The following is a 13,049-nucleotide window of genomic DNA, read 5'->3' as shown; positions in this document are numbered from 1 at the left end:
TCCAGCAAAGGACCTCTCATCTTTGTAGCGTAATCATTTCACAAAATGGAAACAGCTACTACCACAAAAACACATAAGCAGACTTTTGCGGTTACCGGCATGACCTGCGCAGCTTGCGCATCCAGTGTGGAGACGATCCTCCAATACACCGATGGAATCCACGCTGCCTCGGTCAACTTTGCCACCAATACCGTCCAAGTCGAATGGGATGATCGCCTAACCCCTGAAAGCATCAATTTGGCCCTTCAGGATGTGGGCTATGGAATCATCATTAGCGAAAAAGCTGTCAGTGAAACTGTTCAGGAAGAACAAGTTAAAATATACCAGGAAGTCAAAGCCCGGACCATCGGAGCCGGATTATTGACCTTACCGGTATTTGTTTTGGGGATGTTTTTTATGGATTGGGAAGCAGGCCAATGGATCAGCATGGCGCTGAGTATTCCGGTGCTTTTCTACTTTGGTCGACACTTCTATGCCAATGCCTGGAAACAAGCCCGCCACCGAAAAGCCAACATGGACACCTTGGTGGCATTGAGTACCGGGATTGCCTTCCTCTTTTCAGCCTTCAACACTTTTTTTCCGGAATTTTGGCATGCTCAAGGAATTCACCCCCATGTCTATTATGAGGCAGCTACGGTGATCGTGGTATTTATTTCCTTTGGAAAAATGCTGGAAGAACGAGCCAAATCCCAAACCGGAACTGCCCTAAAAAAACTGATCGGCCTTCAGCCAAAAACATTAACCCGAATCCAAAACGGTCAAACCCTTGAAATCAAAATCGAAGAGGTACAACTGGGAGACCGTATCCTGATCAAACCCGGAGAAAAAATCCCGGTGGACGGAATAGTGGAAGTCGGCTCCAGCTACATCGACGAAAGTATGATCAGCGGAGAACCTGTGCCAGTGGAAAAAAAAGCCGGCGACAAGGTCTTTGCCGGAACGATCAATCAAAAAGGCAGTCTGGAAATCTTGGCCGAAAAAGTGGGGGCTTCTACCCTGCTTTCTCAAATCATCCAGCATGTCCAGGAAGCCCAAGGAAGCAAGGCACCTGTACAGAAACTCGTGGATAAGATAGCCGGGATTTTTGTCCCTGTGGTTATCGGGATAGCGTTGATTACCTTTTCGGTTTGGATGCTTGTAGGAGGAGAAAATGCCTTTTCGCATGCCCTACTTGCTGCGGTCTCAGTGCTTGTCATTGCCTGTCCCTGTGCCTTGGGATTGGCCACTCCTACAGCGATTATGGTGGGTGTGGGCAAAGGTGCCGAAAATCAAATTTTGATTCGTGATGCCGAAAGCCTTGAACTCGGTCACAGGGTCAATGCGATTATTTTGGATAAAACTGGGACGATTACATCTGGCAAGCCTTCTGTGGTGAGTATGCAGTGGTCAGTGGTCAGTGAACAGTCTCAGTTAGAAGTAAATAGTGAGAAGTCAGCAGTAAATAATGAAATACAAGACCTCTTACCACTAACCAATAACTACTTACAAACTTTACTAGCTCTCGAATCCAAATCCGAGCACCCCCTAGCCGAGGCCGTAGTCAAATACCTGAAAGAACAAGATCTCCAATCGGTCGAATTAGAAAGCTTCGAGAGCATCACTGCCAGAGGAGTAAAAGGTAAATTTGAAGGCAAAACCTACTTTGTGGGCAATGCAAAACTGCTGAGCGAAAATGGAATTTATATTCCTACCGAACTTGAATCAGAAGCTAAATCATGGAGCGAAAAAGCACAAACCGTGATTTGGTTTGCGGATGAAGAAAATGCACTGGCAATTTTAGGCATTCAGGATCAGATTAAACCGAGTTCAAAATCAGCCATTGCCAAGCTCCAGAATTCCGGGGTGGAAGTCTATATGCTAACCGGAGACAATCTGCAAACTGCCAAAGCAGTTGCTGATGAGGTAGGGATTGACCACTTCAAAGCCGAGGTGATGCCCTCGGATAAGTCAAGCTTTATCAAATTACTTCAGCAAAAAGGCAAAGTAGTGGCTATGGTTGGAGACGGAATCAACGATTCAGAAGCCTTGGCTCAGGCCGATGTCAGCATTGCCATGGGACATGGTTCGGATATCGCAATGGATGTAGCCAAAATCACCCTGATTACGTCCGATCTGGAGAAAATCCCTCAGGCATTCCGGTTGTCACATCTGACTGTAAATGGAATCAAACAAAACCTCTTTTGGGCATTTATCTATAATGTGATCGGAATTCCGATTGCGGCTGGCGTGCTCTATCCCATCAATGGCTTTCTCCTCGATCCCATGATCGCGGGTGCTGCCATGGCCTTTAGCTCGGTTTCGGTAGTGATGAATAGCCTGAGATTGAAAAATTTGAAGATTTGATGAGAATTTACGATTTCAGAATTACGATTTACGAGACTTTGATGATCTCCAAACCTGAGATAAGTGCCTATCTTCCTATCTCTTATCTCCTATCTTTTTATCTTCTTTAATTTTAAAAAACTATCTTAAAAGATGAAAGTCCTCAAATTCAAAACCAACATCCAGTGTTCCAACTGCCTCGCCAAAGTCACTCCCAAACTCAATGAGCAAAGCGGAATCGATTCATGGAACGTGGATCTCCAAGACCCTGAGCGAACGCTAACTGTGGAAACCGAAAATCTTGAACCCGATGACATCAAAAAAGCGGTGCTGAAGGCAGGGTTTATTGCGAATGTGAAGTAAGAGACGCTAGACAATAGACGTTAGACACAAGATTTTAGAAGCAAGATGCTTATTCCAAAATGAAAGGCCTGGCCTTAGAACTTTTCCAAAGTTTGAAACTTTGGAAAAGTTGTAATCTACAATTGAGTTACAAAGTCTAGCGTCTAATGTCTTGCATCTTGTGTCTAATTTTGAACTTCCCAACTAAAATTCCGTACTTTTGACTCAGTGAAAACTATTGTTTCCATATCACTTGCCTTTTTTGTGCTCTTCTCCACCATCGGGATGGCGAAGACCACGCATTTTTGCATGGGCCATGAGATGAAGTCGGAAATTGGTTTTGGTGAAAAGCATCTCGACTGCGGTATGGCCATGGATATGGATCACAGCGAAAATGAAGAGGATAAACACCAAGACAAAAAGTCCTGCTGCGAAAACATCACCGAACACCTCCAGGTGGATGAGGATGTTCAACTCAAAAAATTTGAAATCAAACTTGACCTGAACTTTGCAATAGCACTTGTTCAGATATTTATTTTTGAAATGGATCCTTCCCTTCAGGAAAATCCAGAACTTCCCCGCTACTCTTCCCCCCCACCTGTTGAGGATCTTCACGTCCTTTACGAAACCTACTTAATCTAAACCCAAGGTTTGGGCAAATCACTTTTGCCCGCAGTAAACCCTTTTGCCAAAAGGCAACGGGATACATATTCTGTATTAAAACCTTGGAATTATGATTAACCGAATCCTCAAGTATTTTCTTGAAAACAAACTGGTTACGGTACTTTTCCTCCTGCTGATTATCGGTTGGGGCATCGTCACCGCACCGTTCAACTGGAACGTGGGTTTTCTTCCCCGAGATCCCGTGCCTGTTGACGCCATTCCCGATATCGGGGAAAATCAACAAATCGTCTTTACCGAATGGATGGGCCGGTCTCCTCAGGATGTGGAGGACCAAATCACCTATCCCCTCACCACCTCCCTGCTCGGACTTCCTGGAGTAAAAAGTGTTCGTTCCAGTTCTGCATTCGGCTTTTCCAGTATCTATATCATTTTCGAAGAGGACATCGAGTTTTACTGGAGCCGTTCCCGTGTTCTGGAAAAACTCAATTCCCTTCCAGCCGGACTTTTGCCGGAAGGTGTTCAACCCAAACTCGGACCGGATGCCACCGCATTGGGACAAGTGTATTGGTACACTTTGGAAGGTCGGGATGAAAACGGAAATCCAACTGGTGGCTGGGACCTGCACGAACTCCGAACCATCCAGGATTACTACGTCCGCTATGCCTTAACCGCGGTGGAAGGCGTGGCAGAGGTGGCTTCTGTAGGAGGTTATGTCAAAGAATACCAAGTGGATGTAGATCCTGCAGCACTCAAAGCCCACGGTGTCACCCTAATGGATGTGATGGAAGCGGTACGAAAATCCAACTTGGACGTGTCTGCCAATACCATCGAGGTTAACCGAGTGGATTACTTTATCCGGGGCTTGGGTTATGTGGAAGAACTTTCTGACCTGGACAAAGCCGTAGTCAAAGTCACCAATAATGTTCCCATTCGCATTCAGGATATAGGCAAGGTCAATATTGGTCCCCAAACCCGAAACATGTCAGGCATACTCGACAAGAGCGGGGCTGAGGCAGTTGGCGGAGTGGTGATTGCCCGCTATGGAGATAATCCCCTGAAAGTAATCGAAGGCGTAAAAGCGGAGATCGAAAAACTTTCTCAGGGTCTTCCCACCAAAACTCTAGCCGACGGCACAGTTTCGAAAGTCACTTTGGTACCCTTCTATGACCGAACAGGCCTAATCTATGAGACCTTAGGCACGCTTTACGAAGCGATCAACCTTCAAATTTTAGTCACCATCTTGGTGATCATCGTGATGGTGTACAATCTCAGGGCTTCGCTCCTGATCTCGGCTTTGCTTCCGATGGCGGTGCTGATGTGTTTTATTTTCATGAAGTACTTTGGAGTAGACGCCAATATCGTGGCACTTTCCGGGATTGCGATTGCGATCGGAACCATGGTGGATTTGGGCATTATTCTCAATGAAAATGTCCTCCGCCATTTGGAAATGGCACCCAAAGGCCAATCCAAGCTCAAGACGGTTTACTTGGCTTCTGCGGAGGTTTCGGGAGCCATATTGACTGCTGTCAGCACCACGATTATCAGCTTTTTACCTGTCTTTACCCTTCAAGCAGCCGAAGGAAAGCTCTTTGGTCCTTTGGCTTACACCAAGACTTTCGCACTGATATCAGCGGTGATTTTCACCTTGTTGATTATGCCCGCGTTTTCCCATTGGGTATTCAGCATGAAATCGGCCAAGGGAAAAATCGGTCGATTCCTGAATTATGGATTGGTGATTTTGGGTCCGATCGTAGCCTTCACACTTTGGTCTTGGGCGGGTTGGTTACTGTTTAGCTATGGCTTAGTCCATACGCTTGCTTATCATTTCCCAGAGAAAGTTGAAAAGCGTAAAAGCTTACTCATCATTGCTGTAACCTTGATTTTTGTGGCCTGGCTACTGACCCAGCAATGGATGCCTTTGGGTGTATCGGTCAGTATCCTAACCAACTTTATCTTCATAGCCTTGCTTTTGGGGCTGGTTTTGGGAGGATTTGTCGGATTTATCAAAGTCTATCCCCGCATCCTGAATTGGTGTTTGGCGAATAAGGGCACTTTCCTGCTCTTTCCACTGGTTGTTATTCTTTTGGGAGCGAGTGTTTGGTTAGGTTTAGGTCGAGTCTTTGGAATTATCCCCAAAGCTTTCGACGCCGTGGGCGTAAACATCCGTACCACCGGAGTATGGTCTGGATTGTCGCATACTTTTCCGGGTTTGGGAAAGGAATTTATGCCATCGCTCAATGAGGGTTCCTTCCTCTTGATGCCGACAACTATGCCGCATTCAGGAATACAGGAAAACAAAGAAGTCCTTCAAAAGCTAGACATGTTGGTGACTGCGATTCCTGAAGTCGATATGGTGGTAGGAAAAGCGGGACGGGCAGAAACTGCCATCGACCCTGCCCCGATTTCCATGTTTGAAAATACGATCAACTACAAGTCGGAGTACGCAACGGATATCAATGGCAACCGACTTCGCTTCAAGGTTTCGGATGGAAAGTATGACTTAAAGGATGGTTCCTTCTACGATCCTGCGACCATGACTCCCAATCAGATCAAGGTTTCCGACCTGATCGAAGATGAGGACGGGGAATATTTCCGTCAGTGGAGAGCTCATATCCGCACCCCGGATGATATCTGGAATGAGATCGTCAGTGTGATCAATCTTCCTGGAGTGACTTCATCACCCAAACTTCAGCCTATCGAAACGCGTCTTGTTATGCTTCAGACCGGCATGCGTGCTCCTATGGGGATCAAAGTATATGGCCCAGATTTACAGACTATTGAAACCTTTGGCTTAGAGTTGGAAAAGTACCTGAAAGAGGTGCCATCTGTGAAAAAAGAAGCGGTCTTTGCCGATCGGATTGTAGGTAAACCTTACCTCGAACTCGATATCGACCGGGAGCAAATCTCCCGCTATGGCATGAATGTGGTCGACGTGCAGGACTTTATCGAGACAGCGATTGGTGGGATGAAACTCAGTACGACCGTGGAAGGCCGGGAGCGTTTTCCAATTCGGGTACGCTATGCACGGGAATATCGGGACGATCCGGATGCGATCGAAAACCTTCAAATCCCAACTCCCATGGGCAATTACATTCCCTTGGGTCAGGTGGCCAACATCACCTACCGTCCTGGACCAGATATGATTCGGGGCGAAAACAGCTTCTTGGTGGGTTATGTGTTGCTGGACAAAATGCCGGGATTTGCTGAAGTAACGGTGGTCGAAGATGCCAAGCGTTACCTGCAGGAAAAGATGGATTCGGGAGAATTGAAGGTCCCTAATGGTGTTCGATTTGAGTTTTCGGGATCTTATGAAAACCAAATCCGAGCTGAGCAACGCTTAGCCATCGTGGTTCCCTTGTGTTTGATCCTGATTTTCCTGATTCTCTATTTCCAGTTCAAAGCTGTCTCCACTACCCTGTTTGTCTTTACAGGGATAGCCATGGCTTTCTCGGGCGGATTCCTGATGATTTGGTTTTATGGACAAGACTGGTTTATGGACTTCAGCCTCTTTGGAACCAATTTCCGCGACTTGTTCCAGATGAAAGTGTATAACCTCAGTGTGGCAGTTTGGGTGGGCTTTATTGCCTTGTTCGGAATAGCCACGGATGATGGTGTGGTGGTTGCTTCCTACTTGGACCAAAGCTTCAAGGAAAACAAGCCATCAACCGTACAGGAAATTCGAGCGGCAGTGTTGGAAGCCGGAAAGCGCAGAGTCTTGCCTTGTATGATGACTACCGCAACCACTTTGTTGGCCTTAGTCCCCGTGTTTACCTCGACCGGTCGGGGTTCGGATATCATGATTCCGATGGCGATTCCTTCTTTGGGCGGAATGATCCTTGAAGTCACCACGGTATTTATTGTGCCTACCCTGTATTGCTGGTGGGCCGAACGCAAATTGAAACACAATTCGGAGGTTTTCACCGATGAATCAAACGCATAAGGTCATGGAAAACAAAAGACTAATTAATTGGGGATTTCGGAGTTGGGATTTCGGATTTCGGGATTCCTCATTCGATATTCGACAGTTGAAATCCAAGTTTAAGCTTTCTGACTTCAGCTTTCTGATTTCTACTTTCATTCTTTCATCCCTTTTCACAATCCAAGTAAAAGCCCAATCCCTCGACGACTACCTCATCCAAGCCGCTGAAAACAACCCCGGACTGAAGGCTTCCTATGCCCGATATCAGGCCATGGCGGAGCGGGTGAATCAACCGAGTTTGCCCGATCCAGAGCTACAGGCAGGAGTATTCATAGAACCGATGGCATTTGTGATGGGAAATCAAACTGCCGAATTTCGCCTGATGCAAATGTTCCCTTGGTTTGGGATGATCGGTACCCAAAAGGAAGAAGCCAATCAAATGGCGAAAGCGCGGTATCAGCTTTTCTTGGAGGAAAAGAATCAGTTGCTACTTCTGGTCAAATCCACTTGGTATGAGCAGATTCGGCTAAAGGAGGAAATCAAGATCGCTCAGGAAAACCTCGAATACCTCAAAAAATACGAGGAACTGGCACTGATTCGGTTTCAGGCAGGTACCTCTGCACCAAGCTCAGCTCGTTCCCAATCTATGCCGCAGCCCACTGTGAATTCTACCTCGGCTGGAAGTTCAAGTGGAATGGGTGGCATGGGTGGAAATACCTCAAGCGCCATGAGTAGCCCGAATCCAATGAGCTCTGGGATGAGTGCAGCTCCGATGGGAGGTTCCGCTACAGGGATGAGTGCCGTGCTACAGATCCGAATGCAAATACGGGAGTTGGAGAACTCCATTGAGCAGCTAAAGGCCAATCAGGAACCGCTTCAGATTAAATTTAATCAGTTGCTTAATCGGGAAATCCGGGCGGAAATCAATCTCCCGGACCAATTAGAAAAACCCGTATTGAGCTTGGAAAAACAGGAAATTCTGGACAGCATCCGCCAAAACAACCCCATGCTCGCCATGTATCAGGCCGAAATCGGAGCCTTCGAACAACAAGCCAAAATGGCCAAACTCGAAGGAAAGCCTATGCTGGGTGCTGGAGTCAATTACATGACCTTTGCACCAAGGCCTGAAAACGGCATGCAGATGGGCGGTGAAAATATGGTTATGCCCATGGTCAGTTTGACCCTTCCGATCTACCGAAAGAAAATCAATTCCAAAATCAAGGAGACTGAATATCTCAAAGAGTCGACCCTGTTGGATCGCCAAAAAACGGAAAATCTCCTCGCTATGGAATGGGCAAATGCCTTCCGGACTTGGGAGGAAAGCGAGCGAAATTTTCGACTTTACGAGGACCAAATCCTGCTGGTCAATCAGCAAATCCAACTTTTGGAGACTTCCTTTATCAGCAATGCCACCGGTCTCGAAGAGGTGCTTCGGGCTAATCAGCAGCTTTTGGACTATCACCAAAAGCGTATCAATGCACTCAATCAGCAGCTGCAAAGTCTTGCCCAATTGGAAGCTTTGGCTGCTACTTCACTCACCCTTCAACCGTGATTTGAAATGAAAAAAATACTTGAAAATAAATTAGCACTGATCCTCGTGACCTTGGTCGTCGGAGGATGGATTGGATGGATACTCAAACCATCCTCCTCTGAATCCCATGAAGGACATGCCCACGAAAATGAATCCGGTGTTCTTACACTTTGGACCTGCTCCATGCACCCGCAGATCAAGTTGGGCGAACCGGGAGACTGTCCAATTTGCGGGATGGATTTGATTCCAGCCTCCCAAGCCAGTTCGGGAAGTGACAATCCCATGGTCTTTGAAATGACTCCGGAAGCGGTGGCTTTGGCACAAATCCATACCACCAAAATCGGTGGAAGCAATGGATCCGGAGAACTTTTCCTCACCGGAAAAATTCAGGCTGACGAAAGAGAAAATGCAGCCATCACGGCAAAGTTTCCCGGAAGAATAGAAAAACTATTTGTGACCTTCACTGGAGAGCAAGTCAAAGCAGGCCAGCGGCTTGCCACAATTTATTCCCCGGAATTGCTCACGGCGCAGCGGGAATTGCTTGAGGCGGTAAAAAGCAAAGGCAATTTCCCTCAACTCTACATTGCTGCAAAGGAAAAACTCAAGCTTTGGAAACTGACCGAAACTCAAATCACGGAAATCGAGCAAAGCGGAACAATCCGGGAGAAATTTGACATCCTTGCTGACCAATCCGGTGTGGTGACTCAACGGAATATTGCGGTGGGTGATTATGTGAGCACGGGATCTGTATTGTTTAATGTGGTCAATCTCAACAAGCTTTGGGTGCTCTTGGATGCCTATGAGTCAGATTTGCCTTTACTTTCCACAGGAAATGAAATCAGTTTTACTGTAGCAGGAATGCCGGAGGAAAACTTCAAAGCAAGAATCTCATTTATCGATCCGCTCCTGAATGCCAATACCCGGGCAGCCTCTGTTCGTGCTGAAGTCACCAATTCAGGCGGAAAACTCAAGCCGGAAATGTTTGTCACCGCCAAAATTCAAACGGCAAAGAAACCTAGTTCGGCAGGAGTTACAGTTCCCCGAACCTCTGTCCTTTGGTCAGGAAAGCGTTCGGTGGTGTATGTGAAAGTTCCCAATTCCGAAATCCCGGGATTTGAAATGCGGGAAGTGACCTTGGGCAACCGAATGGGAGACAATTACCTGATCGAGTCCGGTCTTCAGGCGGGTGAAGAGATTGTCACCAACGGAGTTTTTGCCATAGATGCAGCTGCTCAGCTTTCAGGACAATACAGCATGATGAAGCGTCCGCAAACCAAATCCTTGGAGGTTTCGGAGGAATTCAGAAATCAAATCACTGGCGTAGCAGATGCCTATTTTCAGGTGAAAAATGGATTGGTGAAAGATAAGCTGGATGAATCCCAAAAAGCTCTAGTCGCCATCGATCAAAGCCTTTCCAAAGTGAATATGGGTTTGGTGAAAGATCAGGCCCACGACAAATGGATGGAAATGCTGAAAGGGATGAAAGATGCCCGGGTAAAAATGGCTTCGGCAAAAGATATCGAAGAGGCCCGAAAGCATTTTTCCATGCTTTCCTTTCACCTATTGGAAATGACCGAGACCTTTGGCATCAACAAAGATGTGGTCTACAAAGACTACTGTCCGATGGCTTTCGGAGATCAGGGGGCTTATTGGTTGAGTGAGAAAAAAGACATCACCAACCCTTATTTCGGAGCATCCATGCTTGCTTGTGGAGAAGTAAAACAAACCTATTTCAAAGGTCAGCCGGTAATGAATCTTGCTGGAACTCCTTCAGCTCCTGCAGCACATAAGCATTAATTTACCTATCCAGACCTGTCAGGTTTTGAAAACCTGACAGGTCTCAATTCCTTGAAAACTGTGGCCCCTGTGAGTGTCCCCACTCACAGGTTGAAAAAGAAAATTCAAAAAACAATACATATATAATCTCATGAAAAAGACCCTTTTATTCGCTTCCCTCCTTTCTTTCGCGCTCTTTTCCTGCGGAGAAAAATCGACCACGACTGAAACTGGATCAGAAACTCACGCCTCAGGCGATGCATCCTCAGCCAATTCAGTTTCGGTAAGCAGCTCCAAAACCACCAGCGGAATCATCGATGCTTATTTGGCGGTAAAAGATGCCTTGGTTGCGGATGATGCTGCCTCTGCAGCTGCGAAAAGTGCGGACTTGGTTGCTGTCCTAAAATCCTACGACATCGCAGGTGCTCAAACCAATGACCCTGAGGAATTGGAAAGACTGCAAGTGGAAGCCACTGGCTTTGCCGAAAAACTTGCCACAGCAGACATCGCAGCCCAGCGGGAAAGTTTTCAAGCCTTGAGTGTGGTATTGAAAGACATGCTGAAAATCGCAGGAACTGACCGCACATTATACCATCAATATTGCCCGATGTACAAAGGAAATACGGGTGGCATGTGGCTGAGCGCCAGCGAGGATGTCAAAAATCCGCTGTTTGGCAGCTCCATGTTGACTTGCGGTCGAGTGGAAGAAACTTTGGCATTGAACTGATTTCCTTTCAAAGGCGGGTACTCGCATTTACTCGCCTTTTGATTAATATACCAAATGAGAAAATACCTCCTATTCACCCTTAGCCTTCTTCTGCTTTTTTCCACACTTTCATTTTTCCAGCAAAAAGTATTGGAACCGCTTAAAGTATCCCAAATCCGTGGAATCAATGTGTATGGAAAGCCGGTAGACAACCAAACTCGCTGTGTGCATTGGCATTCCGAATTGGATATCATTGCCATCAAATTCAAGTGCTGCGAGAAGTACTATCCCTGCTTTTCCTGTCACCAAGAAGAAGCCAATCACGAGCATCAAGTTTGGCCAAAAACCGAATTTGACCAGAAAGCCATTCTTTGCGGAGTCTGTGGAAACGAGTTGAGCATCAAAGATTACATGGCCTCTAACAATACCTGTCCGCATTGCAAATCAGGTTTCAACCCCGGTTGCAGCAAGCATTACCATTTGTATTTCCAAACTGAGGTCCCACTTCAAAAATAATTTTGATCCACCAAAAACTACTTTAACTATGAGAAATACCATCCATCTCTTTTTAATCCTTTTGTTAGCCGCTGCGTGCAGTGGGAAAACAGAAAATCAATCTTCTGCCGCAGAAGACCATAGCCAACATCAACCAGCACAGTCCGAAAACAAGCCATCCAAAAGTCCAAGAACCTCAGCCATGGCGATGGTGGATGGGAACCATATTCATTTCGATTACTCTTCGCCCAGCGTAAGAGGAAGACAGATTTTCGGAGGCCTTGTGGCCTTTGGGGAAGTTTGGGTGACGGGTGCGCATAAGGCTACATCGATTCAGTTTGATAAAGGTGTAAAAATTGGCGATAAAGAAATTCCTGCCGGGAAGTATGGATTTTTCACTATCCCCGGAGAAAAGGAATGGACAGTAATTATCAACCAAGTATGGGATATGCATCTAGCCGACGACTATGATGCAAGCAAAGATTTGGTTCGCTTTACAGTCGTTCCGGAACAATTACAAGATGTGGTAGAATCCTTGACCTACACTGTAGAGGAAACTTCAAAAGGAACTGCAGCAATCTCCGTGGCTTGGGATAAGACCAAAATCAAATTTGACATGAAAAATCTTTAACGGTTGTCTTAAAATAGGAAGCTCTAGTTGTTTAAAAACTTCCTAAAGCCAATAGTTAGCCAGTTGGACAAATGATTAAAACCAGACTTTTCCAAAGTAAAGACTTTGGAAAAGTCTGGTTTCCCTTTTTAACCGGAAGTAAACATTGAATATTGAACTGCTCTTTTCACTTTCAGGCTATACAGTGACCCCCAGTAAATCATTAGTGCTTCCAATTCCGATTGGCCTTTTTCTCGGCCTGCGCTTTTTTGGATTTTAGGCGGTCTTCGATGGCCCCTTTGGAAGGTTTGGTGGCTTTTCGGACTTTTTTCTTGTGAAATGCAGTTCGCAACAAATCATAAAACTTCCTCACTACCAACTCCTTATTTTGAATTTGTGACCTTTTCTCCTGAGAAGAAAGCTGTAAAAAACCCTCCTGATCGATCTTGTTCGATACTTTTTGAAGTAGAGTCAATTTTTCTTCTTCACTTAAAATCAAAGAATTATTCACATCAAACTTGAGCTGAACTTTGGTTTCCACCTTATTCACATTCTGTCCTCCGGGCCCCCCACTACGAGCTGTTTGGAACTGAAGTTCGACTAAAAAGTCACCGTTCTTGATTCGGGTTTCGAGGGAGTTCATGAGTTCAAAAGTTGGAAAGTTGCAAGATGGTAAAGTTAGGTACCAACCTTACAACTTTATCACATTGCAACCTTATAACTC

At 46.0% G+C, this 13,049-nt stretch carries 10 protein-coding genes; 9 read left to right on the top strand and 1 reads right to left on the bottom strand.

The window, feature by feature from the left end:
• Positions 1–45 precede the first annotated feature (45 nt).
• From ACFPIK_RS03260 to ACFPIK_RS03220, 9 genes are all read left to right on the top strand, one after another.
• On the top strand, positions 46–2,343 hold the full coding sequence (locus ACFPIK_RS03260; protein WP_377912173.1) for a heavy metal translocating P-type ATPase: 2,298 nt from the start codon (positions 46–48) through the stop codon (positions 2,341–2,343).
• Between the two features lie 132 nt (positions 2,344–2,475).
• A complete protein-coding gene (locus ACFPIK_RS03255; protein ID WP_377912171.1) occupies positions 2,476–2,685 on the top strand; it encodes a heavy-metal-associated domain-containing protein in 210 nt (69 codons plus the stop codon).
• A gap of 207 nt (positions 2,686–2,892) precedes the next feature.
• Positions 2,893–3,306, top strand: a complete 414-nt coding sequence (locus ACFPIK_RS03250) for an HYC_CC_PP family protein (protein WP_377912169.1) — start codon at positions 2,893–2,895, stop codon at positions 3,304–3,306.
• Between the two features lie 91 nt (positions 3,307–3,397).
• Entirely contained in the window at positions 3,398–7,228 is a 3,831-nt protein-coding gene (locus ACFPIK_RS03245; RefSeq protein WP_377912167.1) for an efflux RND transporter permease subunit, read from the top strand.
• A gap of 4 nt (positions 7,229–7,232) precedes the next feature.
• Positions 7,233–8,759 carry a TolC family protein gene (locus ACFPIK_RS03240; protein ID WP_377912165.1) on the top strand — a complete coding sequence of 509 codons (1,527 nt, stop codon included), beginning with the start codon at positions 7,233–7,235 and terminating at the stop codon, positions 8,757–8,759.
• 6 nt (positions 8,760–8,765) lie between these two features.
• Entirely contained in the window at positions 8,766–10,535 is a 1,770-nt protein-coding gene (locus ACFPIK_RS03235) for an efflux RND transporter periplasmic adaptor subunit (RefSeq protein WP_377912163.1), read from the top strand.
• Between the two features lie 130 nt (positions 10,536–10,665).
• Positions 10,666–11,241 (top strand): DUF3347 domain-containing protein, encoded by a 576-nt coding sequence (locus ACFPIK_RS03230; RefSeq protein WP_377912161.1) that lies wholly within the window; start codon positions 10,666–10,668, stop codon positions 11,239–11,241.
• A gap of 54 nt (positions 11,242–11,295) precedes the next feature.
• Positions 11,296–11,736: a CHY zinc finger protein gene (locus ACFPIK_RS03225; RefSeq protein ID WP_377912159.1), complete on the top strand. Its 441-nt coding sequence runs from the start codon at positions 11,296–11,298 to the stop codon at positions 11,734–11,736.
• 28 nt (positions 11,737–11,764) lie between these two features.
• The gene (locus ACFPIK_RS03220; protein WP_377912157.1) at positions 11,765–12,346 is read left to right on the top strand and encodes a DUF2911 domain-containing protein; all 582 of its coding nucleotides are present in this window, start codon (positions 11,765–11,767) and stop codon (positions 12,344–12,346) included.
• Between the two features lie 202 nt (positions 12,347–12,548).
• Here ACFPIK_RS03220 and arfB read toward each other — a convergent pair whose 3' ends face one another.
• Entirely contained in the window at positions 12,549–12,968 is a 420-nt protein-coding gene (gene arfB, locus ACFPIK_RS03215; RefSeq protein ID WP_377912155.1) for an alternative ribosome rescue aminoacyl-tRNA hydrolase ArfB, read from the bottom strand.
• Positions 12,969–13,049 lie beyond the last annotated feature (81 nt).

It is taken from the genome of Algoriphagus aquatilis, assembly GCF_042657405.1.
In the GTDB taxonomy this organism is placed as follows: Bacteria; Bacteroidota; Bacteroidia; order Cytophagales; family Cyclobacteriaceae; genus Algoriphagus; species Algoriphagus aquatilis.
Note: the sequence above shows the minus strand (reverse complement) of the source record. Positions and strands in the feature narration are given on the sequence as shown.